The organism is Streptomyces yongxingensis (assembly GCF_055597465.1).
The window spans coordinates 8,235,999-8,262,532 of the sequence record NZ_CM145717.1 but is presented as its reverse complement, the minus strand read 5'-3'; the positions used below and the strand labels follow the sequence as shown (position 1 = coordinate 8,262,532).

Annotated in this window: 22 protein-coding genes and 1 riboswitch; of the genes, 9 read left to right on the top strand and 13 right to left on the bottom strand. The window is 73.1% G+C overall.

The annotated features are described in order from the left end of the window. Positions 1 to 56: 56 nt before the first annotated feature. The 5 genes from amaP to ACZ6TD_RS35445 are packed head-to-tail and all read right to left on the bottom strand — an operon-like array spanning position 57 to position 2,509. On the bottom strand, positions 57 to 611 hold the full coding sequence (gene amaP, locus ACZ6TD_RS35465) for an alkaline shock response membrane anchor protein AmaP (RefSeq protein ID WP_471344684.1): 555 nt from the start codon (positions 609 to 611) through the stop codon (positions 57 to 59). Between the two features lie 7 nt (positions 612 to 618). Next, complete coding sequence (locus tag ACZ6TD_RS35460) at positions 619 to 1,293, bottom strand: DUF6286 domain-containing protein (protein WP_471344682.1); 675 nt, start codon at positions 1,291 to 1,293, stop codon at positions 619 to 621. Next, the gene (locus ACZ6TD_RS35455; protein ID WP_471358323.1) at positions 1,290 to 1,721 is read right to left on the bottom strand and encodes an Asp23/Gls24 family envelope stress response protein; all 432 of its coding nucleotides are present in this window, start codon (positions 1,719 to 1,721) and stop codon (positions 1,290 to 1,292) included. Before ACZ6TD_RS35455 ends, ACZ6TD_RS35460 begins: the two co-directional genes overlap by 4 nt. Positions 1,722 to 1,751: 30 nt before the next feature. Beyond that, a complete protein-coding gene (locus ACZ6TD_RS35450; RefSeq protein WP_020872298.1) occupies positions 1,752 to 1,943 on the bottom strand; it encodes a hypothetical protein in 192 nt (63 codons plus the stop codon). A 41-nt stretch (positions 1,944 to 1,984) separates the two neighbouring features. Further along, positions 1,985 to 2,509 (bottom strand): Asp23/Gls24 family envelope stress response protein, encoded by a 525-nt coding sequence (locus ACZ6TD_RS35445; protein WP_471344680.1) that lies wholly within the window; start codon positions 2,507 to 2,509, stop codon positions 1,985 to 1,987. A 178-nt stretch (positions 2,510 to 2,687) separates the two neighbouring features. Between ACZ6TD_RS35445 and ACZ6TD_RS35440 the strand changes: the two genes are divergently transcribed. Beyond that, the gene (locus ACZ6TD_RS35440; RefSeq protein WP_471344678.1) at positions 2,688 to 3,416 is read left to right on the top strand and encodes a hypothetical protein; all 729 of its coding nucleotides are present in this window, start codon (positions 2,688 to 2,690) and stop codon (positions 3,414 to 3,416) included. 21 nt (positions 3,417 to 3,437) lie between these two features. On the opposite strand, the gene ACZ6TD_RS35435 is transcribed toward ACZ6TD_RS35440, so the two are convergent. Beyond that, entirely contained in the window at positions 3,438 to 3,929 is a 492-nt protein-coding gene (locus tag ACZ6TD_RS35435) for a response regulator (RefSeq protein WP_471344677.1), read from the bottom strand. Then, a complete protein-coding gene (locus ACZ6TD_RS35430; protein ID WP_471344675.1) occupies positions 3,926 to 8,368 on the bottom strand; it encodes a HAMP domain-containing protein in 4,443 nt (1,480 codons plus the stop codon). Before ACZ6TD_RS35430 ends, ACZ6TD_RS35435 begins: the two co-directional genes overlap by 4 nt. Positions 8,369 to 8,460: 92 nt before the next feature. Here ACZ6TD_RS35430 and ACZ6TD_RS35425 point away from each other — a divergent pair, with 92 nt between their 5' ends. Next, positions 8,461 to 10,362 carry a SpoIIE family protein phosphatase gene (locus ACZ6TD_RS35425; RefSeq protein WP_471344673.1) on the top strand — a complete coding sequence of 634 codons (1,902 nt, stop codon included), beginning with the start codon at positions 8,461 to 8,463 and terminating at the stop codon, positions 10,360 to 10,362. A gap of 64 nt (positions 10,363 to 10,426) precedes the next feature. On the opposite strand, the gene ACZ6TD_RS35420 is transcribed toward ACZ6TD_RS35425, so the two are convergent. The 6 genes from ACZ6TD_RS35420 to ACZ6TD_RS35395 form a co-directional block, all read right to left on the bottom strand. Then, the gene (locus ACZ6TD_RS35420; RefSeq protein ID WP_471344671.1) at positions 10,427 to 11,206 is read right to left on the bottom strand and encodes an enoyl-CoA hydratase/isomerase family protein; all 780 of its coding nucleotides are present in this window, start codon (positions 11,204 to 11,206) and stop codon (positions 10,427 to 10,429) included. Between the two features lie 122 nt (positions 11,207 to 11,328). Next, complete coding sequence (locus ACZ6TD_RS35415; RefSeq protein WP_009718933.1) at positions 11,329 to 11,550, bottom strand: helix-turn-helix domain-containing protein; 222 nt, start codon at positions 11,548 to 11,550, stop codon at positions 11,329 to 11,331. Between the two features lie 424 nt (positions 11,551 to 11,974). Then, positions 11,975 to 13,573 carry an ABC-F family ATP-binding cassette domain-containing protein gene (locus tag ACZ6TD_RS35410; protein ID WP_471344669.1) on the bottom strand — a complete coding sequence of 533 codons (1,599 nt, stop codon included), beginning with the start codon at positions 13,571 to 13,573 and terminating at the stop codon, positions 11,975 to 11,977. Positions 13,574 to 13,719: 146 nt separating this feature from the next. After that, positions 13,720 to 15,216, bottom strand: a complete 1,497-nt coding sequence (locus ACZ6TD_RS35405; protein WP_471344668.1) for a hypothetical protein — start codon at positions 15,214 to 15,216, stop codon at positions 13,720 to 13,722. 198 nt (positions 15,217 to 15,414) lie between these two features. Beyond that, positions 15,415 to 16,542 carry an alpha/beta hydrolase gene (locus ACZ6TD_RS35400; RefSeq protein WP_471344666.1) on the bottom strand — a complete coding sequence of 376 codons (1,128 nt, stop codon included), beginning with the start codon at positions 16,540 to 16,542 and terminating at the stop codon, positions 15,415 to 15,417. 94 nt (positions 16,543 to 16,636) lie between these two features. After that, positions 16,637 to 17,323, bottom strand: coding sequence for a class II aldolase/adducin family protein (locus tag ACZ6TD_RS35395; protein WP_471344664.1), 687 nt, complete (start codon positions 17,321 to 17,323; stop codon positions 16,637 to 16,639). Positions 17,324 to 17,673: 350 nt separating this feature from the next. On the opposite strand from ACZ6TD_RS35395, the gene ACZ6TD_RS35390 reads away from it, so the two are divergent. From ACZ6TD_RS35390 to ACZ6TD_RS35360, 7 genes are all read left to right on the top strand, one after another. Further along, on the top strand, positions 17,674 to 18,930 hold the full coding sequence (locus ACZ6TD_RS35390; RefSeq protein ID WP_471344662.1) for an inorganic phosphate transporter: 1,257 nt from the start codon (positions 17,674 to 17,676) through the stop codon (positions 18,928 to 18,930). Positions 18,931 to 18,943: 13 nt separating this feature from the next. Beyond that, positions 18,944 to 19,195 (top strand): hypothetical protein, encoded by a 252-nt coding sequence (locus tag ACZ6TD_RS35385; protein WP_471344661.1) that lies wholly within the window; start codon positions 18,944 to 18,946, stop codon positions 19,193 to 19,195. Positions 19,196 to 19,337: 142 nt separating this feature from the next. Further along, positions 19,338 to 19,554: riboswitch (cobalamin riboswitch) on the top strand. A gap of 146 nt (positions 19,555 to 19,700) precedes the next feature. Beyond that, complete coding sequence (locus ACZ6TD_RS35380; protein WP_471344659.1) at positions 19,701 to 20,684, top strand: cobalamin biosynthesis protein; 984 nt, start codon at positions 19,701 to 19,703, stop codon at positions 20,682 to 20,684. Next, positions 20,681 to 22,285, top strand: coding sequence for a cobyric acid synthase (locus ACZ6TD_RS35375; RefSeq protein ID WP_471344658.1), 1,605 nt, complete (start codon positions 20,681 to 20,683; stop codon positions 22,283 to 22,285). Before ACZ6TD_RS35380 ends, ACZ6TD_RS35375 begins: the two co-directional genes overlap by 4 nt. A 58-nt stretch (positions 22,286 to 22,343) precedes the next feature. After that, positions 22,344 to 24,485 carry a putative cobaltochelatase gene (locus tag ACZ6TD_RS35370; protein ID WP_471344656.1) on the top strand — a complete coding sequence of 714 codons (2,142 nt, stop codon included), beginning with the start codon at positions 22,344 to 22,346 and terminating at the stop codon, positions 24,483 to 24,485. Beyond that, a complete protein-coding gene (gene cobO / locus ACZ6TD_RS35365; protein ID WP_138911243.1) occupies positions 24,485 to 25,081 on the top strand; it encodes a cob(I)yrinic acid a,c-diamide adenosyltransferase in 597 nt (198 codons plus the stop codon). Before ACZ6TD_RS35370 ends, cobO begins: the two co-directional genes overlap by 1 nt. Continuing rightward, positions 25,075 to 26,520, top strand: a complete 1,446-nt coding sequence (locus ACZ6TD_RS35360; protein ID WP_471344654.1) for a cobyrinate a,c-diamide synthase — start codon at positions 25,075 to 25,077, stop codon at positions 26,518 to 26,520. Before cobO ends, ACZ6TD_RS35360 begins: the two co-directional genes overlap by 7 nt. Positions 26,521 to 26,534: the final 14 nt, after the last annotated feature.

Below are 26,534 nucleotides of genomic sequence, written 5' to 3'. Positions count from 1 at the left end.
CTGCGTTTCGGGAAGGGGCGGGGTGGGGAATGCCCGCCGGAGGCGCTCACGGGCCGTTACCGCGCCCGCTCCGCCCCGTGCCGGGCCACCCTCAGCCGCACCTCCGCCGGGAGGGCTTCCAGGCCCGCCGAAGTGCGGGCGCGCTCCAGGGCCTCCGCCCGGACCGCGTCCAGAGTCGACAGCGGGTCCGCCCGCGCGTCCAGCGCCAAGCCCATCCGCGCCTCCGGCGTCGTCCGGCGGCCCCGTAGCAGGACGTGGGCGCGCTCCACGCCGTCCAGCGACTCCGCGTCCGACACGAGGGCGGCCTCCAGGGCGCGGCCGCGCAGCAGGGCGCCCTCGCCGTCGCCCGTTTCCACGAGCACTTCCTGGAGCCGACGCCGTCGCAGCTGGACCAGGAACCAGCACAGCGAAAGCACGAACAGAACCGCGAGCGCCACGATGACCGCCGGCCACCACCACCCGGTGTCCCGCCACCGCGTGCGGTCCGCCCGGCTGAGCAGCACATCGTCGCGGCCGTCGAACGGCGGCCACCCGGCCAGGACCACCGCGCCCGCACCGGCCAGCACCAGACCCACGAGCCCCAGCAGCACCCGGTTGACGACACTCAGCATGGCGCGCTCACCCCTTCGACTTCGCCGAGCGCCGGACGTGGACGGAGAGGGCGGGCGGCCTGGCCAGGCCCAGTTGGCGGATGCCCTCGTGGAGGGCGGCGTCCAGATCCGCGCGTACCTCGTCGAGGTCGCGGAAGTGGGCCAGCGCGCGAGCCCTGATCCGCCGTCGGCCGACGTCCACGCGGGCCGACCGGACACCGGGCACCTCCATCGCCCGGTCGCGCAGCACCAGCCCCGCCGACGTTCGGTCGATTCCCGCTCGAACGCCAGCCCCGGCCCCGGCCTCGGACCCCGGCTCCGGCGCTCGCATCGGCAGCAGCCCTCGCAGCCCCGGCGCCATCGCGAGGACCACCATCCACACCCCCAGCACGGCCAGCAGCGCCGCCCCGCCCACGATCCACGCGTTGCCCAGCGGCCGCGCGGCGAGTTCATCGGCGAGCCAGTCCCGCCACCGCATGGCGCGCCGCCCCGAGCGCACGGCCGCCACGTCGTACAGCAGCAGCCCGCTGACGGCGGCGATGACCAGGGCGACGATCCCGGCCGGCACCCGCCGCTCGGACCAGAAGCGCCGGACCCGCCCGGGCGGATCCCCGTCTCCGGCACCGGAACCGGCACCCGCCCCCGCCCTCGCGCCGTACGCCGACGCCGAGGTGGACTGACGCATCTTCTGGTCCGCGTTCATCGCACCCTGTCCCTCCCCCGACGCGCCCCGCGCTCCGGGCGCTCCCACCGCGGCACATGCAGCCGTTCGACCGTCACCGCGACCTCGGGCACCTCCATGCCCGTCAACTCGCCTACCCGTTCGATCACCTGGCGACGCACCGCACCGCAGTGCGCGCCGATGTCCGAGGGATAGCCGAGTTCGACGGCGACCCGGACGCGCGCGACGCCCCCGCGCACCGCTGCGACCGCGTACGGCCGCGCACCGACGACATCGCCGAGGGCGACCTCACCGGCCCCCGCACCGGCACCGGCGCCCGCGCCCGTATCCGTATCCGTACCGGCATCCGCGGCGCCGCCGTCCCGCAACGCCTCCCGCGCCGCCTGCGAGGCGATCTTCGCGACGACCCGGTCCGCGATCCGCGTCGCACCCCGCTCACCCGGCTCCACCACGGCACGTCCTTACGGTCGTCATGGCGCTCACCGCGGTCGTCCGTCACGGCCACGGGAACGGAAGAAGTCGCCCGGCTCCAGATCACCGTCCAGGAACCGGCCGACGATGAACCCGACGGCTCCCAACGCCGCCACCAGCAGAAAGGCCCCGAAACCACCGAAATAACCTGCGAAAGCCAGCGCCATTCCCGCGATCATCCCGACCACGGCCATGCTCATCGTGTGCTCCTTCGCTGGAGCCAACCGGAACCGCTGCCGGCCTACTGGAGCCGCGGCTCCGGCGATTCCTCTTCCTCGTCCGGCAACTTCACATCGCTGACCGCGATATTGACCTCGACGACCTCGAGGCCGGTCATCCGCTCGACCGCCGCGATCACGTTCTCCCGTACCGCCCTCGCGACATCGGCGATGGAGACGCCGTAGTCCACCACGATCTCCAGGTCGAGGGCCGTCTGTACCTCCCCCACCTCCGCCTTCACCCCACGGGTGACCGACCGGCCGCCGGGCACCCGGTCCCGTACGACCCCGAAGGTACGCGCGAGACCTCCGCCCATCGCATGGACGCCGACCACATCGCGGGCCGCCATACCCGCGATCTTCTCGACGACGCCATCGGCGATGGTGGTGCGCCCCCGCTCGGCCGGGTCGCCTCCGCCCCGCCGGGGCCGATCGGTGGCGGCGGCCGCCGGGGCGTTGCCGGTCCCGGCGCCCGGCGTCCTGGGCGTACCGGCGGCGGGTTCCGTGGCGGGGTTCTCGGGTCGGTTCCGTGGTGCGGTCTCGGACATCACCGATCGTCCCTTCCGAGGCGAAGAGCGGTAGCAGCGGTTTCCGCTCGCTCTACTTGCCACCTTAATCGGGCCTTCCCCGAACCGCTTCGGAGATGCGGCACTCGCGCGATCGATACGGCAGGCTGAGAGCGGTAAGGCTTACGTCCGTACGGCGGTAAGGGGTGACACGGTGGTCATGGACCGGCTCGCGCAGACCGTAAGGGAGCAATTGCGGCTCGGCCGGCTGCTGCCCCTGGGCGCGCGCGAGGACGGCTCCTGGATCACCGAACGCGCGGCGGGCGACGTGCTCGGGCGGGCCGCCGCCGAGGTCCCCGCCGCGCACCTGGGAGCGCTGCGGATCGGGCCCGCCGACCCCGACACCGCGGGGACGCCCGCGGTTCCGCCCCCGCCGAGCGCGCTGCCGCCGGGGCCCCTGCGCATCTCGGCGGAGTGCGGGGCGACGCTGGAGGAACCGCTTCCGGCGACGGCGGACCGGCTGCGCGAGGTCCTGCTCGACGCGGCGACGGACCGGCTCGGCCTGCTGGTGGAGGCGGTGGACGTACGGGTGACGGAGGTACTGGACGAGCTCCCGGCCCCGCCCCCGGAGACCCCGCGACCCCACCGGACCGAAAGCCCCGACCCCGACCTCGACCCCGCCACCGCGGCCGTCGCCCGCACCGCCGCCTCCGTGCCCGGCGTCGCCCGGCTCGCGCCGGTACTGGGCTCGCCCCGGGCCGTGCGGATCGAGGGGACGCACATCCGGATCGAACTGGCCGTCGCGGCGGGCCACCGCGCCGTGGATGTGGCGAGGGCGGTACGAACGGCGGTGGCAGAGGCCGCCCCGGCCCGGGGAGACCAGCCACCCCCGGCCCCGGCAGACCGGCCGCCCACGGTGGCCGTCCTCGTCACGGCCGTGGAGCCCTGACCCGAGCCCACCCCTGACCGGTCACTCCTCGGCGTACTTCCGCAGCCCCTCGACCGTGCGCTCCAGCTCCGCGACCCGGTCCGCGAGCTGCTCGGTCCGCGCCTCGAGCCGGCGGTTCTTGCGGTGCATCTCCAGGAACACATTGACCTTCGTCCGCAGCAGCCAGGGGTCGAAGGGCTTGGTCAGGAAGTCGGCGGCGCCGATCGCATAGCCCCGGTAGGCGTAGTCGGAGTCGGCGTCGGTCCCGGTCAGCAGGATGATCGGGACGTCCTTGGTCTGGTCGAGCCGCTTGATGTTGGCGGCGGTCTCGAAGCCGTCCATGCCCGGCATCAGCACGTCGAGCAGAACGACGGCGAAGTCCTGCCGCAGCATCGCCTTCAGCGCCTCCTCGCCGGAGCGGGCGCGGACGAGCTGCTGATCGAGCGGGCCGAGGACGGCCTCCAGCGCGATCAGGTTCTCCTCCATGTCGTCGACGATGAGGATTCCGGCCTTCTCGGACACGCTCGTAGTCATCTCTCCCCCTGCCTCGGCCTCGGCGGACCGGTCTCGGCAGGCGCGGCGCCCTCTCCGGACACGTCCTCTCCGGGTACGTCCTCTCCGGGTACGTCCTCTCCGGACACGGCGGTCTCACCGTCAGACGTGGCGTCACCACTCCCAGGCTCGCCCGCCTCCCCCGACTCGCCCGCTTCCCCGGACTCGTCCGTCTCCCCCACCTCACGGTCCGGATCGAGCAGATCGAGGATCGCCGACATCAGCCGGTCGACGTCCACGGGCTTGGGGACATAGCCGTTGGCGCCGCTGTCGATGGCCTTCTCCCGGTCGCCGGGCATGACCTTCGCGGTCAGGGCGAGGATCGGCACATCGGCGAGACGCGGCGTGCCGCGGATGGCCCGGATCGTCTCGTACCCGTCCATCTCGGGCATCATCACGTCCATCAGGACCAGCGAGACGTCCGGGTTGCGGTGCAGCACCTCCAGCCCCTCACGGCCGTTCTCCGCGTACTTCACCGTCATGCCGACCCGGCCCAGCACATGGGTGAGCGCGAAGACGTTCCGGATGTCGTCGTCGACGATCAGGATGCGGCGGCCCTTCAGCACCTGGCCGGGGCGTCCGCGCTGCCACTCCTTGAGCCGGGTGGTCCCCGGCCAGCCGTCGTCGTGGTCCTCGCCCTCGTCCCCGGTCTCCCCCTTGCTCGCGGCCTCGGCCTCCGCCCCGCCGCCCGGGGCCCGGGTGGCGAGCCGGCCGGCGACCAGGCTGTCCGCCTCGCCGAAGACCCCGCTCGGGGCGTGGTCGGCGGTGTCCGGCAGCGTCTCGTCCGAGGCGGGGGCGACCGCCGGGACGGTGGAGCCGGTGGCCCTGGGGTCCGAGGGGTCGGGTGCCGGGGCAACGCCGCTGTAGTGCGCGGGGACGTAGAGGGTGAAGCGGGAGCCGACGCCCAGTTCGCTCTCGGCCACGATCCGGCCGCCGAGCATTCCGGCGATCTCCCGGCTGATGGACAGGCCGAGGCCCGTCCCGCCGTACTTCCGGCTGGTGGTGCCGTCGGACTGCTGGAACGCCTCGAAGATCACCGGCAGCTTCTCCGGCGGTATGCCGATACCGGTGTCGGTGACGGAGAACGCGATGACGGCGCCCGCGGCCCGCAGCGTCTCCTCCTCGAACCGCGCTCCCGGGGTGCGCTCGACGCGCAGCGTCACCCCGCCCGACGAGGTGAACTTCAGGGCGTTGGAGAGCAGATTGCGCAGGATCTGCTGGAGCCGCTGCTCATCGGAGAACATCTCGCGCGGTACGTCCTCGCCGACCGCGATCTCGAACGACAGGCCCCGGTCGACGGCGAGCGGCCGGAAGGTGGCGTTCACATAGTCGAGGATCTTGACCAGCGGCAGCTTCTTCGGACGGACGTCCATCCGGCCCGCCTCGATCTTCGACAGATCCAGGATGTCGTTGATCAGCTGGAGCAGATCGGAGCCGGAGCGGTGGATGGTGGCGGCGAACTGCACCTCCTGGGCGGACAGCCGGTCCTCGGGGTTGTCGGCGAGCAGCCGGGCCAGGATGAGCAGCGAGTTCAGCGGGGTGCGCAGCTCGTGCGACATATTGGCCAGGAACTCGGACTTGTACTGGGAGGCGGTCGCCAGCAGCGCGGCCTTCTCCTCCAGCTCCGCGTTGGAGCGCTGGAGCTCGTTCGAGCGCTGGCGCAGCTCGGTGGTGAGCCGCTGGGACTCGGAGAGCAGCGACTCGGTGCGGGCGTTGGCGATGATGGTGTTGATCGAGACGCCGATGGTGTTGACGAACTGGTCGATGAAGGCCAGGTGGACCTCGCTGAACCGGCTGAACGAGGCCAGCTCGATCACTCCGAGCACCTGGTCCTCGTAGAGGATCGGCAGGATCATCACGCTGGCCGGGAGCGCGGAGCCCAGCCCGGAGTCGATGGTGATGTAGTCGGGCGGGACGTCGTTGATGAGGATCCGCTTCTTCTCCACCGCCGCCTGGGCGACCAGCCCGCGGCCCCGGACGCCGGCCCGCGGCGTCCGGCCGTCGCCCCCGGCCGCGTCCTGATCGGTGCCGTATCCGGCGATGAGCTCGAGCCCCTCATCGGGCCTGGCACCGGCCGCTCTGAGGAAGAACGCCCCGAACTGCGCGTTGACCAGCGGGGTCAGCTCGCTCAGGATCAGATCGGCGACCTCGACCAGATCGCGGTGGCCCTGCATCAGGGAGGCGATACGGGCCAGGTTGGACTCCAGCCAGTCCTTCGCGCGGGTGGTCTCGCGGAGGTTGGCGACCATCAGATTGACGTTGTTCTTCAGCTCGGCGACCTCGCCCTGGGCCTCGACCGAGATGGACCCGGACATATCGCCCTGGGCGACGGCGGACGCGACCTCGGCGATCGCGCGCACCTGGGTGGTCAGGTTGAGGGCGAGCTCGTTCACGCCGGTGGTCAGCCGCTTCCAGGTGCCGTAGACGCCCTCGACCCGGGCCTGGCCGCCCAGACGGCCCTCGCTGCCGACCTCGCGGGCCACCCGCGTCACCTCGTCGGAGAACGAGGAGAGCGTGTCGACCATGGTGTTGATGGTGGTCTTCAGCTCGAGGATCTCGCCACGTGCGTCGACGTCGATCTTCTTGCTCAGATCGCCCTCCGCCACGGCGGTCGCCACCTGGGCGATGTTGCGGACCTGGGACGTCAGGTTGGACGCCATGAAGTTCACGTTGTCCGTAAGGTCCTTCCAGACCCCGGACACGCCCGGCACCCCGGCCCGGCCGCCGAGCTGGCCCTCGGTGCCGACCTCGCGGGCCACCCGGGTGACCTCGTCGGCGAACGAGCGGAGCTGCTGGACCATGGTGTTCACGGTGTCCTTGAGCTCCAGGATCTCACCCCGGGCATCGACCGTGATCTTCTTCGACAGATCGCCGTTGGCGACCGCCGTGGTCACCTGGGCGATGTTGCGGACCTGGGAGGTCAGATTCAGGGCCATGAAGTTGACGTTCTCGGTGAGGTCCCGCCATACCCCGGACACGCCGCGCACCTGGGCCTGACCGCCGAGGTTGCCCTCGGTGCCCACCTCGCGGGCCACCCGCGTCACCTCGTCGGCGAAGGACGACAGCCGGTCCACCATGGTGTTGATCGTCGACTTCACCTCCAGGATCTCGCCCTTGGCCTCCACCGTGATCGTCTTGCTCAGATCGCCCTCCGCCACGGCGGTCGCCACCTGGGCGATGTTGCGGACCTGGGACGTCAGGTTGTCCGCCATGAAGTTGACGTTCTCCGTAAGGTCCTTCCAGACCCCGGAGACGCCGCGGACCTGGGCCCGGCCACCCAGACGGCCCTCGGTGCCCACCTCGCGGGCCACCCGCGTCACCTCGTCGGCGAAGGCGGAGAGCTGGTCGACCATGGTGTTGATCGTCGACTTGAGCTGGAGGATCTCGCCCTTCGCATCCACGGTGATCTTCTGCGAGAGATCACCGGTGGCGACGGCCGTGGTCACCTGGGCGATGTTGCGGACCTGGGAGGTCAGGTTGGACGCCATGAAGTTCACGTTGTCCGTAAGGTCCTTCCAGACCCCGGACACGCCCGGCACCCCGGCCCGGCCGCCCAGCTCGCCCTCGGTGCCCACCTCGCGGGCCACCCGCGTCACCTCGTCGGCGAACGCGCCCAGCTGGTCGACCATGGTGTTCACGGTCAGCTTGAGCTCCAGCAGCTCACCGGTGGCCTCGACCGTCACCTGGCGGGTGAGGTCACCGCGCGCGACCGCCGTGGTCACCTCGGCGATGTCGCGGACCTGCGCGGTGAGCCGGGAGGCCATGGTGTTGACGGCCTCCGTCACCATGCGCCAGTCGCCGGAGAGCCCCTGCACCTTGGCGCGGCCGCCCAGCCGCCCCTCGGTGCCGACTTCGCGGGCGATACGGGTCAGCTCGCCGGTGAACAGCGAGAGCTGGTCCACCGTGCGGTTCACCCCGCGTCCCAGCCGCCGCAGATCGCCGCGCAGCTGGCGGTTGCCGTCGTGCAGATCCACCCGCTGGGTCAGATCGCCGGACGCGACCGCGTCGAGCACCCGCGTGGCGTTGGACACCGGGCCGACCAGGGCGTCCACCAGTTGATTGGCCGCGTCCACATTGGTGGCCCAGGCCCCCTGGCCGGGGCTCGCGGTGATCCGCTCGTCCAGCCTGCCCTGGCGCACCACCTCGCGGCGCACCCGGTGCAGCTCCCCGGACAGATGCGCGTTGCGCACCACGAGCTGGTTGAAGACCCCGGCCATCTCGCCGACCAGGCCCTCGGCCGAGGCGTCCGCACGAACGGAGAAATCGCCGTCACACAAGGTGTTCATCGCCGCCAGCAGCGACCGCAACTCGGCCGCGGACGCGGTCTCCTCACCGCGCGCCGGGCCGGACGGCCGAGCGGATTCCGGACATTCCACGGGCGGGGCCGGGGACGTGTCGGTGGTGATCGGGTCGAGAGCCATGCGTCGTCCCTTAAAGATCATTCATATCCCCCTGTCTGTCATAATATGGCACCTAGATGGCCTAAACCGCCCGTATTGCCCTGGAGCCGTACGTGGGAGCCTTGTTTCCTCTCGCGCGTGAGTCCGTCTCGCGGACGACGCTGCCCGGAAGCGTGCGCGCGCCCGCCGCGGCACGCGCCTTCGTCCGTACGGCGCTCACGGGACGGAGCGCGGCGGAGGCGTTCGCCCCGATCACCCTCGACCAGCGGTCGGTCGACGACGCGGTGCTGCTGGTGAGCGAGCTGGTCACCAATGCCGTACTGCACGCGGGCACCCGGGTCGAGGTGGTCTGCCGGCTCCAGCCCGGTGACGGCGCCACCGGGGAGGACTTCGGGTCGGCGGGCGGCCCCTTCGGGCCCGAGGAGACGAGTGGTCCGGACGATGTGCCCGGGGACGTGCCGAGGCGGCCGGGGATCGTCATCGAGGTGGCCGACCTCCACCCCGCCAGTACGGTCTACGGAGGGCCGGAGACCCAGCGCCGGGGCCGCGGCCGCGGGCTCCAGCTGATCGGGGCGCTCGCCGAGTCCTGGGGCGTGACCTATCACCGCACCCGTAAGGCGGTCTGGTTCCGGCTGGACGCCGAGCGGGCGGGCACCGAGTTCGACGCCGTCCCCACCAGCGCGCTCGGGCGCGAACTGCGGTTCGCCGAGACCCTGGCCCCCATTCGGCCGCGTGAGCAGCGCGATCCGACCGCGGATTGGGTGGACCGCGGCGGACCGTCCTTCCTCGCCGAGGCCAGCGAACTGCTCACCGGTCAGCTTGACGAGAACATGGTGGCCGCCCTCGCCGGGCAGCTCCTGGTGCCACGGCTGGCCGACTGGTGCGCGGTCTGGCTGACCACCGAGAGCGGTGGGCTGCAGCTCGCTCGCGTCTGGCACAGCAATGAGCGCAGCATCGGCGAGCTCCGCAAGTCGCTGGAGCGGCATCCGCCGCCGACCGGGCTCGGCTCGACGGGCACCTCCTGGCCCTGGCCCGGGGTCGCGGACAGCCAGGGGTTGGGCGGATCGGCGGTGTGCTTCCCGCTGATCGCACACGGCCGCAGCCATGGCGTCCTGCTGCTCGGCCGGGCGGGCGTGCCACGCATGGCGGAGGGCGTGGTGCGGCTCTCGGAGGACGTGGCGCGGCGGGTGGCCCAGGCGGTGGCCACGGCCCGGCAGTACACCCGTCAGGCCACGATCAGCCGGGCGCTCCAGCGCCGCCAGCTGCCCATGTCGCTCGCCCACATCCCGGGTGTGGACACGGCGATCGTCTACGAGCCGCACGGCGAGGGGCAGACCGTCGGCGGTGACTTCTACGATCTGTTCCCCATGGGCGACCGCCGCTGGTGCTTCCTGCTGGGCGACGTCCAGGGCAGCGATCCCGAGGCGATGTCGGTCACCGGGCTGGCCCGCCATCTGGTGCGGCTGCTGGCCCGCGAGGGCCATGGGGTGGAGTCGGTGCTCAACCGGCTGAACCAGGCGCTGGTGGAGGAGGAGACGGAGGCGGCGGAGATCGACGGCGAGCAGTCCCGGCCGCGCTTCCTGAGCCTGCTCTACGGGGAGCTGGAGCCGGACCCGGCCGGGGGCGGCGCCCGCTGCACCCTGGCGAGCGCCGGCCATCCGCTGCCGCTGCGGCTGACCACCCAGGGCGCGGTGGCGCCCGCCGCCAGCCCCCAGATGCTGCTCGGCATCGACGAGAACCCGGACTTCCACGCCGACACGCTGGCCCTGGAGCCCGGCGAGACGCTGCTGTGCGTCACCGACGGGGTGACCGAACGGCGCAACGGCCTCCGACAGCTGGATGACGACGACGGTCTGTCGGACATCCTGCGGGGGTGTGTGGGGCTGGGCGCCAAGGCGGTCGCGGAGCGGGTGCGACGCGCCACGCATGACTTCAGCCCCGAGCCGATCGACGACGATCTGGCGGTGCTGGTACTGGAGGCGGTGCCGACGGTGGAGCCGCAGCGGATGCCCTGACGGGGGCACCGCAGACGATCGACGGCAGGTCAGGGCACGTCAGCGGAGCACTTCCGCGGAGCGCTCAGTCCGTCAGCCCCGCCAGGTCGCGCAGCCGGCGGGCCTGGGCGGCGCGCTCGGCGGCACGCTGCTCCTCGTACGTGCGGTCCACGGCGCCCCGCAGCAGCGCCTTGGTCTCGATCACGGCGTCGCGGGGCGCGGCGAGCAAGGCCGCCGCCAGGTCCTGGACCGCGCCGTCGAGCTCGGCGGCGGGCACCACGAGATTGGCGAGCCCGGTCCGCTCGGCCTCCTCGGCGTGGACGAAGCGCCCGGTCGCGCAGATCTCCAGCGCCCTGGCGTATCCCACCAGCCCGACCAGCGGATGGGTGCCGGTGAGGTCCGGCACCAGCCCGAGGCTGGTCTCACGCATGGCGAACTGTGCGTCGTCCGCGCAGACCCGCAGGTCACAGGCGAGCGCAAGCTGGAAACCGGCCCCGACGGCATGGCCCTGGACGGCGGCGATCGACACGATGTCGTTCCGCCGCCACCAGGTGAACGCGTCCTGGTACCCGGCGATGGTCGCGTCCAGCTCGCTGTCGGCACCGCGCGCCATGTCGAGGAACGACGGCTCGCCGTCGAACCCCTCGGGCGTGAACGCCTGACGGTCCAGACCCGCCGAGAAGGACTTGCCCTCGGCGCGCAGCACCACGATGCGCACGGTGCCCGGCACCAGCTTTCCGGCCTCGGCCAGCGCCCGCCACATGGCGGGCGACTGGGCGTTGCGCTTCGCCGGGTTGTTCAGGGTCACCGTGGCGACCGTGTCATCGACGGTGAGCGATACGCCGTCCTTGTCGAGCAGGGTCACAGGGGCCTCCGGTCGGGTGCGGTCAGTACAAGTGACTGCACAGTAACCACCCGGCCGAACCGACGATCAGCCGGGTGGCACCCCTGTCCCTGCCTGCTGATGGTGATGGAGCATGCGGGCGATCAGGCCGAGGCGGCCTTCTTGCCTCGCGTCGCACCGCCGCGTCCCCGTAGGGAAACTCCGGATTCGCTGAGCATCCGGTGGACGAATCCGTAGGAACGGCCGGTCTCCTCGGCCAGCGCCCGGATGCTCGCCCCGGAGTCGTACTTCTTCTTCAGGTCTGCCGCGAGCTTTTCGCGCGCGGCGCCGGTCACCCGGCTGCCCTTCTTCAGAGTCTCGGCCACCCGTGCCTCCTCATGGGAAGTGCGCTCTGGACTCTCATGATCACCCCTACAGGGCTTCCTGGCCACCCATTCGGCAAGGTCTGTGGATGAAGGATTGCCGGAAATCGCGGCACGACGGCCTTCGGAAGCAAGGATTCCGGCGCTGTTCAACCTGACACTCTTTCGTGTTCACCGACGAAAAGGCAGGTCAGGGCATACGTGAACTACGTCGCAGAGATCCGGGACCGGCGCACGGCACGTGGTGTGCGCCGGTGGCCCACGACGCGCCGCGATACCAGCCGTTCTCACTCAGATGATGGATCACGCCTAGGCCGAATGATCTACAAGAAGGGGATCGGACCGGAGGAACCGGACTCTTGGGGCGGCGTCCGGAACGCCGCCCCCGCCCCTCCGCCGGGCCTGCCCCACCCGCCGTCGGGCCTCGTCAGGCGAGCGCGACGAGGTCCGCGTACTCCTGGCCCCACAGGTCCTCGACACCGTCCGGAAGCAGAATGATCCGCTCCGGCTGCAGCGCGTCGACGGCGCCCTCGTCGTGGGTCACCAGGACCACCGCACCGGCGAAGGTGCGCAGCGCACCGAGGATCTCCTCACGGCTGGCCGGGTCGAGGTTGTTGGTGGGCTCGTCCAGGAGCAGCACATTGGCCGAGGAGACCACCAGGGTGGCCAGCGCCAGCCGGGTCTTCTCACCACCGGAGAGCACCCCGGCCGGCTTGTCCACGTCGTCGCCGGAGAACAGGAAGGACCCGAGCGTCTTACGGATGTCGACGAGGTCGAGATCCGGGGCGGCGGAACGCATGTTCTCCAGGACGGTGCGGTCCGGGTCGAGCGTCTCGTGCTCCTGCGCGTAGTAGCCCAGCTTCAGGCCGTGGCCGGGGGTCACCTGGCCGGTGTCCGGCTTCTCGACCCCGGCCAGCAGCCGCAGCAGGGTCGTCTTACCGGCGCCGTTCAGCCCGAGGATGACGACCCGGGACCCCTTGTCGACGGCCAGGTTGACATCGGTGAAGATCTCCAGGGAGCCGTACGACTTGGACAGCCCCTCCGCCGTCAGCGGGGTCTTGCCGCACGGGGCCGGGTCGGGGAAGCGCAGCTTGGCGACCTTGTCGGACTGCCGGGCCTCCTCCAGACCGGCCAGCAGCTTCTCGGCGCGGCGGGCCATGTTCTGCGCGGCCACGGTCTTGGTCGCCTTGGCGCGCATCTTGTCGGCCTGCGCGTTGAGCGCCGCGGCCTTCTTCTCGGCGTTGGCGCGCTCGCGCTTGCGGCGCTTCTCGTCGGCCTCGCGCTGGGCCTGGTACAGCTTCCAGCCCATGTTGTAGATGTCGATCACCGAGCGGTTGGCGTCGAGGTAGAAGACCTTGTTGACCACCGTCTCGACGAGGTCGGCATCGTGGGAGATGACGAGGAAGCCGCCGCTGTAGGTCTTGAGGTAGTCCCGCAGCCAGGTGATCGAGTCGGCGTCGAGGTGGTTGGTCGGCTCGTCCAGCAGCAGGATGTCGGAGTCCGAGAAGAGGATCCGGGCCAGCTCGACCCGGCGCCGCTGACCGCCGGAGAGCGTATGGAGCGGCTGGCCGAGCACCCGGTCGGGCAGGCCGAGGCTGGCGGCGATGGTCGCGGCCTCCGCCTCGGCGGCGTATCCGCCCTTGGTGAGGAACTCGGTCTCCAGGCGCTCGTACTTCTTCATCGCGCGCTCGCGGGTGGCGCCCTTCCCGTTGGCCATCCGGTCCTCGTTCTCGCGCATCTTGCGGAGCACGGAGTCGAGCTCGCGGGCCGAGAGGATGCGGTCGCGGGCGAGGACGTCGAGGTCGCCGGTGCGCGGGTCCTGCGGGAGGTAGCCGACCTGACCGGAGCGGGTGATGGTGCCGCCGGCCGGGATGCCCTCACCGGCCAGGCACTTGGTGAGCGTGGTCTTGCCCGCGCCGTTGCGGCCGACGAGACCGATGCGGTCGCCCTTGGCGATGCGGAAGGAGGCGGACTCGATGAGGACGCGGGCGCCGGCACGCAGCTCGACGCCGGAGGCGGTGATCACGGGAATTACTCCTGGGCAGGGTGGACGGCGGACGGGACGGACGAGGGCGGCCGACGCCGTCTAATGCACGAGGAGAATTGCCATGCGGCTAGTTTAGCGGGGCGGGCAAGTCGTTTTTCCCCCGGCTTTCCCCGCCGCCGCTCCCCTCAGGCCCCGCCCGTGTGCACCTGGAAGGCCGCCCGGCGCACCGCCTTGGCCAGGGCCGGATCGGGGTGGGCCGCGGCCAGCGCCACCAGGACCTGCACGGTGCGGGGGTGCCCCACGGCCCGTACCTCGGCCAGCAGCGCGGGCACGGTGCCCTGGACGGCGGACTCCAGGTGGCGGACGAGCAGCGGGCTCTCCCCATGGTCGGAGATGGCCGCGGCGGTGTCCACCCACAGCCAGGTGGCCTCCTCGCGGGTGAGCGCGTCCAGCGCCTCGTCCGGGTCGGCGCCCTCGTGCTCGGCGAGCCACAAAAGCGCGTACGGCCGCAGACACGATTCGTCGACGACCGCCCGTACGTTGGGCTCGGCGGGCGCCCCGACGACGCGCAGCGCCTCGAAGGCGAGCCCGCGCAGCAGCGCGTCGTCGCCGCGCGCCGCGTCGATGAGCTCGATGACGGCGCTGCCGACGGGGCGGGCCGCCAGCCAGGCCCGGTATTCGGCGCGGGCGGGGCCCGGGGTCAGGCCCGCACAGCCGCGCAGCATGTCGGCGGCGGGCTGCTCGATGTTCCCGGCCGGGCTCTGGGCGGCGACGCAGATCTGCTCCAGCTTGACCCACACCGCCCAGTTGCCGAGCGCGGTCAGCTCGGCCTCCCGGCGGTCGCCCTTGGCGTCGTCGGACCCGCTCCCGGCGCCCCCCGGCCCCTCCGGGCCGTCCTGGGGTTCCTCCCGCACCGTGAGCGCCCCGACGGACGAGAGGGCGTCCAGGGCCCAGTCGAGCAGCCCCTCCAGCGTGGCGGCGTCCTCGGCGTCCTTGGTGTCCTCGGTGGCCTCGGTGTCGTCGGCACTCGCGGCGCCCCCGGCGCCATCGGCGGGCTCCCGGGGCTCCGTGGCCTCCTGGGGGACCTCGCACCGCTCGGTGCGCAGTTCGGCGACCCGCTGCCGGAGCATGTCCAGCAGGGCGGAGATCTGCACGGGGCCGGCCGAGAGCTGGAGCAGGGAGAGCAGCTGGGGTACGGCCTCGACGACCTCCGCGACCGCCGTCGGCTCGGCCGTCTCGGGAGCGGGACAGGCCAGGGACCACGCGTCCAGGAGCGCGACCCAGCCCCGCAGCACCGCGCTGTCGTCCCGGTCCCACGCCTGGAGCCGCCAGCCGGGGCGGGTGGTGCCCGCGTGGTGCTCGATGAGGCCGATGAGGCGGGCGCGGTCCCAGTCGGTCCGCACCTCCCGCTCGCTCACCCCGAGCGCCTCGGCGGCGCGGGCGGCGGCCTCGTCGGACAGCGCGCCGGGAGCGCCGTGCTCGGCCGCGGCCCAGTGGGCGATCGCCACGGCCCCGGTGAGCCCCGCCCTGGCCTGCCGGGCCAGCTCCGACGGGGGCGGAGTGCCCTCCGGCGGACGGGGCGCCGGTCTTGAGCCGCGGTTCACCGCGGGCCGGCGGGCCGTGGCCATCGGCCGGTTGCGGACAAGTCGGAGCCGGGAGTCGCGCGGAGTACGGGACGTCACGGAAGCAGTCTCGCCGTTGACGGCCCGAAAGCCCAATCGGCACCCGTCCGGCGGTCGCCGCGAAGGGTTCACGCCATCTTACGGACGCTTCCGCCGCCGCCCCGCGAACGCCTCCCGCGCCGCCCCGCACGCGCTTTCGCGAACGCCTTACGGGGCGCTACAGGAGGTCGGGCGGCGCGGGAGGTCGCCTTACGGGCGCTACAGGAGCGGTACCAGAAAGCGCCGAAGCGCCTCCTCGTACGCCTCGGGGTCCGCGTTCCACATGGCCGCGTGCGGGGCCTGCCGCACCGTGTGAAGGGTCACCAGATCGCGTCGGCGGTCGACGAGTTCGCGCGAGACGTGCCAGGGCGCGAGGGTGTCGTCGGGGCCGTGGGCGACGAGCGTGGGCACGGACAGCCGCTCCGGGTCGGCCACCTCCGGGAGCCTGCTGTCGTGGAGTCCGGTGCGCCCCTCGGCGGCGCGCAGGGCGAGCGGGAGCAGTGGCGCGGGGATGCCGCGGGCCGCGGCGAGGGCGCGCAGGGTGGCCTGCCAGTCGAGCACCGGGGAGTCCAGGACGAGACCGATGACGCGGTGCCGCAGCGCGGAGTTGGCGGCGGCGTGGAGGGCCATCGAGGCGCCGATGGACCAGCCGTGCAGCACGACCCCGGTCGCCCCGTACCCCACCGCGTAGCGGATGGCCGCGTCCAGGTCGCGCCACTCGGTGTCGCCGAGGTGGGATATGCCGTCCTCGGAGCGCGGGGCGCCGGGGTCCCCGCGGTAGGCGAGGTCGAGCACCGGCACCCGCAGCTGCCGCAGGAAGGGCATGACGACCATAGGGTGCTCACGGGTGGTGCCGAGGCCATGGGTGGTGATCACCCATGTGGAACGTTCGCCCGGGATGAACCAGGCGGGCAGCGGACCGAGTTCGCCGGGCACGTCCACGTCGGCGTGGTCGATGCCGAGCGCGTCCCGCGGGTTGCCGATGTGCACCTGGGGGGTCAGCCGCACCCGGGTGCCGGGGGTGAGCTCGCCGTGGGTGACCCGCTCCAGGCGGCGTACGACGCAGTCGGCGGGGTGCGGGGCGTCCTCGATGACGGGGCCGACGACGGCGTGGCAGGAGCGGCCGGTGAGGCCGTAGGTGCCGGGGCGCAGCGAGGCGAGCGAGCGGGTCAGGGTGATCTGGCCGGCCGCGGTCGCGTGGACGGTCAGCGGCGCCTCGTTCGGCAGCGGGCGGTTGGCGGCCGGTTTCAGCGCAGCGCTGGTGGCGTACCGTCCGGCCGCCACCGCGGCCACGCCGACACTCAGCAGGGTGGTGGCGGCCGCGACCGCCGTTGTTCGCAGACGCATCCCTCCCAGTGTGGTCGGGGAGGCAGCCCCCGGCCAGCGGGCGTACCCGGCCGGGTGACCGCCCGGCCGGGGTCCGGGGGCGTGCCGGGCGGGCTCAGCCCTTCTGGCCGTAGCCGCTCAGCTTCTCGGCGGCGCGCCGCATCTCGTCCGGCGGGATCAGGGACGGGGTGCGGCCGGGGACGGAGACCGCGGTGAGCCAGACCTGGCACATCCATTCGAGCTGGGCGGTGCGGTCGTACGCCTGGTCCAGGGTGGCTCCGTGGACGACGGTGCCGTGGTTGCGCAGCAGGCAGCCGCTGCGGTCGCGCAGCGCCTCGAGCATGGCGTCGGCCAGTTCGTCCGTGCCGTAGAGCGCGTAGGGCGCGACGCGGACCGGGCCGCCGAGGGCGGCGGTCATGTAGTGGATCGCGGGGAGCTCGTCGACGAGCGTGGAGACGGCCGTGGCGTGGACGGCGTGGGTGTGGACCACGGCCCCGGCGTCGGTCTCCCGGTAGATCGCGAGGTGCATGGGCAGCTCGCTGGTGGGCTTCAGCGTGCCGAGGACCTGCTGTCCGTCCAGGTCGACGGCGACGGCGTCCCTGGGGCCGAGCCGGTCGTAGGGGACGCCGCTCGGGGTCACCAGGACGGTGTCGCCGACCCGGGCCGAGACATTGCCCGACGTGCCGACGACCAGGCCGTCGGCGGTGGTCCTGCGGGCCGTACTCACCACCTGCGTCCATGCCTGCCGCAGGGGATGGGTCAGCCGCGGCTGCGGCTGCCGCGTGGATCGCGACTGGGTCACCTGCCCTCACCTCCGAGGCCCGATCCTTCCAGGCGGCCGCCGGCCGCGCGGCGGCGGGACCGGAACGGGCACGGCGGGCGACTACGGCCGCGCTTCGTGGGCACCCGATCGCGGGCGGGTGAACGTGGGGGAACGGCGGGCGGCCGCGTGGCCGGTCCCGGGGCCCGCTCCGGCGGCTCTCGATAGCGCCTCAACTCCCGTACGACATGGGAACGTAGGCTGGAATTCACAGGGCCTTGGTGATCCCGCAACCATGTCACCCCGATGCCCTGCTCAGTTCATCTCCCGTTCACCCTGTTTCCTTACGTTCACCGTGCCACTAACGACCTTCGAACTGATTGACCGGGTGTATGGAACACATCACGCTTCTCATCGGGATCGTGATCGTCACGGCCTTGGTGTTCGACTTCACGAACGGCTTTCACGACACGGCTAACGCCATGGCCACCACCATCTCCACGGGAGCACTCGGGCCCAGGGTGGCGGTGGCGATGTCGGCCGTCCTCAATCTCGTCGGCGCGTTCCTGTCCGTGGAGGTGGCCAAGACCATCTCCGGCGGGATCATCGACGAGGGATCCGGTATCCAGCCAGAAGTGATCTTCGCGGGACTCGTCGGCGCGATCCTGTGGAATCTGGTGACGTGGCTCGCCGGACTCCCCTCCAGTTCGTCACACGCCCTGTTCGGCGGTCTGATCGGCGCCACCGTGGTCTCCGTCGGCCTGGACGGGGTCAACGGCGACGCGATCGTCATGAAGGTCCTGATCCCCGCCGTCGCCGCGCCGATCGTGGCCGGGATCGCCACGCTGGCCGCCACCCGGCTCACCTACCGGCTCGGCCGCGACCGCTCCCCCGAGGACACCGCGAAGGGCTACCGCGCGGGGCAGATCGCCTCGGCCGCCCTGGTCTCCCTGGCCCACGGCACCAACGACGCCCAGAAGACGATGGGCGTGATCACCCTGGCGCTGGTCACCGGGAACGTGGTGGCGCCCGACTCCGACCCGCCGCTGTGGGTCATCGTCTCGGCGGGCCTGGCCATCGCGCTCGGCACCTACCTGGGCGGCTGGCGCATCATCCGCACCATGGGCAAGGGCATCACCGACATCCAGCCGCCGCAGGGCTTCGCCGCCCAGACCGGCGCCGCGACCGTCATCCTCGCCTCCTCCCACATCGGCTTCGCGCTGTCCACCACCCAGGTCTGCTCCGGCGCCGTCATGGGCGCGGGTGTCGGCCGTAAGGGCGCCGTGGTGCGCTGGTCGACCGCGGGCCGCATGGTGGTCGCCTGGGTGCTGACCCTCCCGGCCGCGGGTCTGGTGGCGGGCGCCGCCGCGCTCCTGGCCGACCAGGGGAACGCGGGAATCACGGCGGTGGCCGTGCTCGCCGTCCTGGCCTGCGGGGCGATCTGGATGCTGTCGCGCCGCAAGCCCGTGGACCACACCAACGTCAACGAGGTCGGCAGCCAGGAGCCGGTGGGCGCCGTCACGGCCGCCCTGCGGTCCGTGGCCCCGCCGCCCGCCGGTACGGCGAGCGCCGCCCCCGAGGACGGCACCTCGGAGAACACGCCCGAGCAGATCCCCACCCCCGCCGCCGCGAGCAGCAGCACCCGTTAAGGAGCCAGGAAACATGAGCATCGACTGGGCGGCACTCGGCCAGGTCTTCGGCGTCAGCCTCGCGGTGACGGTCGGCATGGTGGGCGTCTTCACCCTGGGCATCGTCGGCACCTCCCGTAAGGCGGCACCGGAGCAGGGCGGCACGGCCGCCACCGTGCCCGGGGGCGCGGTGGGCACTTCCGCGCTCGCGCGCACCGGCGCGTACGCCTGCTTCGCGGTGTGCGCGGCGGTCGTGGCGTACGGCATCTATCTGATCGTCGCCTGAGGACGCCGCTTCCTCGAACCACCCACCGGCCGCCGGATGGTGGCGCTGACCAGCGCCGACCGTCCGGTGGCCGTCCTGTGAGGGGCGGTTGTCTGTGGGGCTCGGCACACTCGGGCGTCATGGGTCATATGCGAGTTGACGGCCATTCGCGGCCCATGGTGGACTTCCCGAGCCAAACGGCGGCAGGAGAGGAAGCCGGTGAGAATCCGGCGCGGTCCCGCCACTGTCACCGGGGAGCACCTTCCCATCGCCTGTATGGGGTCACGGCTCGTCCGTACGGTTCGTCGCGTACGCGGGCTGGAAGACCGGGAAGGCCGCGGATCCGGGAGCCAGGAGACTCTCACCGCCGGTCACGTCGAACCAGGGCGAGGACCCTGAGTGAGGACATACCGCCATGCCCGGCATCGCCACGCCGCCAGCCCTCCCTGTCCGCTCCGGCTCTTCCGGACCCTCCGGCCCTTCTGTCCGGGTATCGCCGCGCCGAGGCGTGACGGCGGCCTGACGGATGCGTGCCGATCACGCCTCGTTCGCGTGCGGCGTGGCCCTCGGCTTCCTCGGCGACCTCGCCACGGGTGATCCGCGCCGCGGCCATCCGGTGGCCGCGTTCGGGCGCGCCGCCGCGGCCGCCGAGCGCCGGCTGTGGCGCGACCACCGGGGCTACGGGGCCCTGCACACCGCGTTGTGCGCGGGCGGCGCGGCCGCCGGTGCCGCGCTGCTGACCCGCGCCGTACGGGGCCGCGGCGGCCGCCGTGGCGCGGAGGTCGCGCTGACCGCCGCCGCCACCTGGGCCGTGCTGGGCGGCACGAGCCTGGGCCGTGAGGCACGGGCCGTCGGCGGGGCGCTGGCCGCCGGGGACCTCGAGGTCGCCCGGGAGCGGCTGCCGCATCTGTGCGGCCGCGATCCGCAGGGGCTGGACGGGCCGCAGATCGCCCGCGCGGTCGTCGAATCGGTCGCCGAGAACACCTCCGACGCGGTCGTGGGCGCGCTGGTGTGGGGCGCCGTGGGCGGCGTGCCGGGGCTCATAGGGTTCCGCGCCGTCAACACCCTGGACGCCATGGTGGGCCACAAGTCTCCGCGCCACCGGCGGTTCGGCTGGGCGGCGGCCCGGCTGGACGATGTGGCCGGCTGGCCCGGTGCGCGCCTTACGGCGGCCCTGGCGACGCTCGCGGGCCCCGATCCGCGCGGTGCGTGGCGCGCCTGGCGGCGCGACGGCCGACGCCATCCGAGCCCCAACGCGGGCCCGGTGGAGGCGTCCTTCGCGGGCGCGCTCGGCGTCCGGCTGGGCGGCACCCTCGCGTACGGCGGCCGGGTCGAGCACCGGCCGGTGCTCAACTCCGGCGGGCGGCCGGTGGAGTCGGCGGACATCGAGCGGGCGATACGGCTGTCGCGGCGCGTCGGCGTCCTGGCGCTCGGGGTGTCCATAGCGGCCCGGCCGGTCCTGAGTGCGTTGACGGGGCGGCCCCGGGCCTTGGGAAGGGGCGGTCGATGAGCGGGATACACGGTAAGGGCGGCACGGACGGTTCCGGGGCACGCGGCGGGGGGCTGCTCGTCGCGGGCACGACCTCCGACGCGGGCAAGAGCGTGGTGACGGCCGGGATCTGCCGGTGGCTCGCCCGTAAGGGCGTCAGCGTGGCGCCCTTCAAGGCGCAGAACATGTCGCTCAACTCCTTCGTCACCCGGGAGGGGGCGGAGATCGGGCGGGCGCAGGCCATGCAGGCGGCCGCCGCGCGCGTCGAGCCGAGCGCGCTGATGAACCCGGTCCTGCTGAAGCCGGGCAGCGACCGCAGCAGCCAAGTGGTGCTGCTGGGCAAGCCCGTGGGCGAGCTGAGCGCGCGCGGGTACTTCGGCGGGCCCGGAGCCCCCTCGCCCGGCGAGCAGCTCTCCGCGGGGCGTGAGGCCCTGCTGGGGACGGTCACGGAGTGCCTGGAGGAGCTGCGGCGCACCCATGACGCGGTGATCTGCGAGGGCGCGGGCAGTCCGGCCGAGATCAATCTGCGCCGCACCGACATCGTCAACATGGGGCTGGCGCGCGCCGCCGGGCTTCCGGTCGTGGTGGTCGGGGACATCGACCGCGGTGGCGTCTTCGCGTCCTTCTTCGGCACGACCGCGCTGCTGTCCGCGGCGGACCAACGGCATGTGGCCGCCTATCTGGTGAACAAGTTCCGCGGCGATGTGAGCCTTCTGGAGCCCGGTCTGGAGATGCTGCGCGACCTCACCGGGCGCCCGACCGTGGGGGTGCTCCCGTTCGCCCACGGACTGGGGATCGACGAGGAGGACGGGCTGCGGGTGTCGCTGCGCGGCGCGGTGCGGGAGAGCGTCGTGGCGCCTCCTTACGGCGCGGACGTCCTGCGGATCGCGGTGGCCGCCGTGCCGCTGATGTCCAACTTCACGGACGTGGACGCGCTGGCGGCCGAGCCGGGCGTGATCGTGCGGTTCGTGGACCGGCCCGAGGAGCTGGCCGACGCCGATCTGGTGGTGCTGCCGGGCACCCGGGGCACCATAAGGGCGCTGGAGTGGCTGCGTGAGCGCGGGCTGGCCGACGCGATCGCCCGGCGGGCCGCCGAGGGCCGTCCGGTGCTGGGCGTCTGCGGCGGCTTCCAGGCGCTCGGGGAGCGCATCGAGGACGAGGTCGAGTCGAAGGCCGGGACGGTCGCCGGGCTCGGGCTGCTGCCGGTGCGGGTGCGGTTCGCGGCCGAGAAGACCCTGGCCCGGCCGGTGGGCGAGGCGCTCGGCGAGCGGGTGGAGGGCTACGAGATCCACCACGGGGTCGCCGAGCTGCTGGACGGGGCCGAGGAGCCCTTCCTGGACGGCTGCCGGGTGGGCTCGGTGTGGGGCACGCACTGGCACGGCTCGCTGGAGAGCGACGGCTTCCGGCGGGCGTTTCTGCGGCGGGTGGCCACCGCGGCGGGCCGGGCGTTCGTACCGGCGCCGGACACCCGCTTCGGCGAGCTGCGCGAGGAGCAGCTCGACCGCCTCGGCGACCTGATCGAGGAGCACGCCGACACGGACGCGCTGCTGCGGCTCATCGAGGAGGGCGTCCCGGAGGGGCTGCCGTTCGTCCCCCCGGGGGTGCCAGGGGCGATGACGTGACGAACCCCCGCCCCCACACCGGACCGCTCCGCCCACGCACCCCAGGAGGTATCGCCGCGTGACCACCACCTACCCCTTCAGCGCGATCGTCGGCATGGACGGCCTGCGGCTCGCCCTGCTCCTCAACGCCGTCTCGCCCGCCGTGGGCGGTGTCCTGGTGCGCGGCGAGAAGGGCACGGCCAAGAGCACCGCCGTAAGAGCGATCGCCTCGCTGCTGCCCGAGGTGGACGTGGTGGCCGGGTGCCGGTTCTCCTGCGATCCGGCCGCGCCCGACCCGTCCTGCCCGGACGGGCCCCATGAGCCGGGCACGGGCGAGGCGCGCCCCGCGCGGATGGTCGAACTCCCTGTGGGCGCCTCCGAGGACCGGCTGGTGGGCGCGCTCGACATCGAGCGGGCGCTGTCGGACGGCGTGAAGGCGTTCGAGCCCGGGCTCCTCGCGGACGCCCACCGCGGGGTGCTCTACGTCGACGAGGTCAATCTGCTCCACGACCACCTGATCGACCTGCTGCTCGACGCGGCCGCCATGGGCGCCTCCTATGTGGAGCGCGAGGGGGTGTCCGTACGGCACGCGGCGCGCTTCCTCCTGGTGGGCACCATGAACCCCGAAGAGGGCGAGCTGCGGCCGCAGTTGCTGGACCGCTTCGGTCTCACGGTGGAGGTCGCGGCGTCCCGCGACACCGAGGAGCGGGTCGAGGTGGTGCGGCGGCGGCTGGCGTACGACGAGGACCCCGAGGGGTTCGCGGCGCGCTGGGCGGCGGACGAGGAGGCCCTGCGGGAGCGCATCGCGACGGCCCGCGCCCTGCTGCCGCGGGTGGCTCTCGGCGACCGCGCGCTGCGGCAGATCGCGGCGGTGTGCGCCGGGTTCGAGGTGGACGGGATGCGCGCGGACATCGTGACGGCCCGTACCGCGACCGCGCTGGCCGCCTGGGCGGGGCGCACCGACGTCAGGACCGAGGACGTACGGGGGGCGGCGCTGCTGTCGCTCCCCCACCGCCGGCGGCGGGCGCCGTTCGACGCACCGGGGCTCGACGAGGACAAACTGGACGAGATCCTGCGGCGGTTCGAGGAGGACGACCCGGAGCCGGACCCGGACCCGGGCCCCGAGGACGGGCCGGGCGGCTCCGGACCGGACGACCCGGGCGGCCCCGAAGGCGGACCGCAGGAGGGCGCGGGCGACGGGACACGGGAGCAGCAGGCGCCGCCCGCCGAACCCGGGCCGTCCGTCCCCGACCAGCGCGCGGGTGAGCACGAGGCGGCCGATCGCGAGCCCGACTCCGCCCCGGCCGATCACGACGGCGGGGCGGGCGAAGCGGACGGCGGTGCGGGCGGGGCCGGCGGTGAGCGGGCGGCCGTGGGCGCCGCCGAACCGTTCCGGACCCGGCGGCTCGACGTCCCCGGCCTGGGCGAGGGCGCCGCAGGGCGTCGCTCGCGCGCCCGCAGCGCGCACGGCCGCACCACCGGAGCGCGCCGCCCGCGGGGGACGCTCTCCGCGCTGCATCTGTCGGCCACCGTCCGGGCGGCCGCCCCGCATCAACTGGCGCGCGGACGGCGCGGGCCCGGGCTGCTGGTGCGCCGGGACGATCTGCGCGAGGCGGTGCGCGAGGGCCGGGAGGGCAATCTCGTGCTGTTCGTGGTGGACGCGTCGGGCTCGATGGCCGCGCGCAAGCGGATGAGCGCGATCAAGGGCGCGGTGCTGTCGCTGCTGCTCGACGCCTACCAACGGCGGGACAAGGTCGGGCTGATCACCTTCCGGGGGGCGGACGCCGCGCTGGCGCTGCCGCCCACCTCGTCGGTGGACGCGGCCGCCGCCCGGCTGGAGCGGCTGCCGACGGGCGGCCGTACGCCGCTGGCGGCCGGGCTGTTGAAGGCCCGGGAGGTGCTGCGGGTGGAGCGGCTGCGGGATCCCGCACGCCGTCCGCTGCTGGTCGTGGTGACCGACGGCCGGGCCACGGAGGCGCGGCGGTCCGGCGGGCCCACGCCGGTCGAGCGGGCCGGGCGCGCGGCGCGGATGCTCGCGGGCGACGGGGTCGCCTCGGTGGTCGTGGACTGCGAGTCGGGGCCGGTGCGGCTGGGGCTCGCGGGCGCGCTCGCCCGCGAACTGCGGGGCACTCCGGTGACACTCGACGAGCTGCGCGCGGACAGCGTGACCGCGCTGGTGCGCGATGTACGAACCGTTTCGAACCCTCGGAGGGCCGCCTGATGCCGCAAGGACAACCGACCGTCGTGCCGGACGACGGGCTGACCACCCGCCAGCGCCGCAACCGTCCGCTGGTGCTCGTCCACACCGGTCAGGGCAAGGGCAAGTCGACCGCGGCGTTCGGGCTGGCGCTGCGGGCGTGGAACCAAAACTGGCCGGTCGGTGTATTCCAGTTTGTAAAGTCCGCGAAATGGCGGGTCGGTGAGGAGCGTGCGCTGCGCGTCCTCGGCGACTCGGGCGAAGGGGGGACCGTCGCATGGCACAAGATGGGCGAGGGCTGGTCGTGGGTCCAGCGCGACATGGCTTCCAGCGAGGAGGCCGCACGCGAGGGCTGGGAGCAGGTCAAGCGCGATCTCGCGGCGGAGACATACCGGCTCTATGTGCTGGACGAGTTCGCGTATCCGATGCACTGGGGCTGGGTGGACCCCGACGAGGTGGTGGCGGTGCTGCGGGACCGGCCCGGGACGCAGCACGTCGTCATCACGGGGCGTAACGCACCGGCGCCGCTTCTGGACTTCGCCGATCTGGTCACCGACATGTCCAAGGTCAAGCATCCGATGGACGCCGGTCAGAAGGGCCAGCGAGGCATCGAGTGGTGAGTGTCCCGCGCCTGGTGATCGCGGCGCCCGCCTCCGGCAGCGGGAAGACGACGGTCACGGCGGGGCTGATGGCCGCCTTCGCGGAGCGCGGTCTGGATGTGTCCCCGCACAAGGTCGGCCCGGACTACATCGACCCTGGCTATCACGCGCTGGCGATCTCCTCGGCCGCCTCTTCGGGCGCCTTGGGGGCGGGCCGGTCACGGGCCGGGGGCGCGCGCCCGGGCCGGAATCTGGACGCCTATCTGTGCGGTCCGGACCGGATCGCGCCGCTGTTCCTGCATGGGGCGGCGGGCTGCGATCTGGCCCTGGTCGAGGGGGTGATGGGCCTGTTCGACGGGGCGGCCGGGCAGGGCGAGCTGGCCTCGACGGCACATGTGGCCAAGCTGCTGCGGGCGCCGGTGGTGCTGGTGGTGGACGCGTCGTCGCAGTCGCGGTCGGTGGCGGCGCTGGTGCATGGCTTCGCCTCCTGGGACCCCGAGGTGCGGGTCGCGGGGGTGATCCTCAACAAGGTCGCTTCGGACCGTCACGAGGCGATGCTGCGCGAGGCGCTGGAGGGGTGCGGGGTGCCGGTGTTCGGCGCGCTGCGCCGGACGCGGGCGGTGCGGGCCCCGAGCCGCCATCTGGGTCTGGTGCCGGTGGCCGAGCGCCATGCGGAGGCGGTCGATTCGGCGGCCGCGCTGGCGGCGCGGGTGCGGGAGGGCTGCGATCTGGACGGGCTGCTGGCGCTGGCGCGCAGCGCACCGCCGCTGTCCGGGCGGGCCTGGGATCCGGAGGAGGAGATACACCGGGCCGTCGCTTCCGGTGCCGGGGGCCGGGGCAGCCGGTCGGCGCAGCCGGTGGTCGCCGTGGCGGGCGGGGCCGCCTTCACCTTCTCGTACGCGGAGCACGCCGAGCTGCTCACGGCGGCCGGGGCGCGGGTCGTCCCCTTCGACCCGCTGCGGGACGAGCGCCTCCCCGAGGGCACCGGCGGTCTGGTGATCGGCGGCGGCTTCCCGGAGGTCTACGCCCCCGAGCTGTCCGCGAACGAGCCGCTGCGCGCGGCCGTCGCCGGGCTCGCCGCGTCCGGCGCGCCCATCGCCGCCGAATGTGCCGGGCTGCTGTATCTGGCGCATTCGCTGGACGGGGAGCCGATGTGCGGGGTGCTGGCCGCGAAGGCACGGATGTCGGAACGTCTGACGCTGGGCTACCGTGAGGCCGTGGCCGTCTCCGACACCTCACTCGCCGCCGCGGGGACGCGGGTGCGCGGCCATGAGTTCCACCGCACGACCATCATGCCCGGAGCGGGGCCGGAGCCCGCCTGGGGGCTCGTCCACCCGGAGCGTCGTACCGAAGGGTTCGCACAGGGAGATGTGCACGCCTCCTATCTGCATGTGCACTGGGCCTCGGTCCCCGGGGCGGCGGCCCGGTTCGTCGACAGATGTGCGTCCCCTGCCGGTTGAGCCGAGGCGGTGAG

What these genes read in the sequence shown, in the direction of transcription:
- amaP (WP_471344684.1), bottom strand. Translation starts at nt 611, where the DNA reads ATGCTGAGTGTCGTCAACCGGGTGCTGCTGGGGCTCGTGGGTCTGGTG.
- ACZ6TD_RS35460 (WP_471344682.1), bottom strand. Translation starts at nt 1,293, where the DNA reads ATGAACGCGGACCAGAAGATGCGTCAGTCCACCTCGGCGTCGGCGTAC.
- ACZ6TD_RS35450 (WP_020872298.1), bottom strand. Translation starts at nt 1,943, where the DNA reads ATGAGCATGGCCGTGGTCGGGATGATCGCGGGAATGGCGCTGGCTTTC.
- ACZ6TD_RS35445 (WP_471344680.1), bottom strand. Translation starts at nt 2,509, where the DNA reads ATGTCCGAGACCGCACCACGGAACCGACCCGAGAACCCCGCCACGGAA.
- ACZ6TD_RS35440 (WP_471344678.1), top strand. Translation starts at nt 2,688, where the DNA reads ATGGACCGGCTCGCGCAGACCGTAAGGGAGCAATTGCGGCTCGGCCGG.
- ACZ6TD_RS35435 (WP_471344677.1), bottom strand. Translation starts at nt 3,929, where the DNA reads ATGACTACGAGCGTGTCCGAGAAGGCCGGAATCCTCATCGTCGACGAC.
- ACZ6TD_RS35430 (WP_471344675.1), bottom strand. Translation starts at nt 8,368, where the DNA reads ATGGCTCTCGACCCGATCACCACCGACACGTCCCCGGCCCCGCCCGTG.
- ACZ6TD_RS35400 (WP_471344666.1), bottom strand. Translation starts at nt 16,542, where the DNA reads ATGCGTCTGCGAACAACGGCGGTCGCGGCCGCCACCACCCTGCTGAGT.
- ACZ6TD_RS35390 (WP_471344662.1), top strand. Translation starts at nt 17,674, where the DNA reads ATGGAACACATCACGCTTCTCATCGGGATCGTGATCGTCACGGCCTTG.
- ACZ6TD_RS35385 (WP_471344661.1), top strand. Translation starts at nt 18,944, where the DNA reads ATGAGCATCGACTGGGCGGCACTCGGCCAGGTCTTCGGCGTCAGCCTC.
- ACZ6TD_RS35380 (WP_471344659.1), top strand. Translation starts at nt 19,701, where the DNA reads ATGCGTGCCGATCACGCCTCGTTCGCGTGCGGCGTGGCCCTCGGCTTC.
- ACZ6TD_RS35375 (WP_471344658.1), top strand. Translation starts at nt 20,681, where the DNA reads ATGAGCGGGATACACGGTAAGGGCGGCACGGACGGTTCCGGGGCACGC.
- cobO (WP_138911243.1), top strand. Translation starts at nt 24,485, where the DNA reads ATGCCGCAAGGACAACCGACCGTCGTGCCGGACGACGGGCTGACCACC.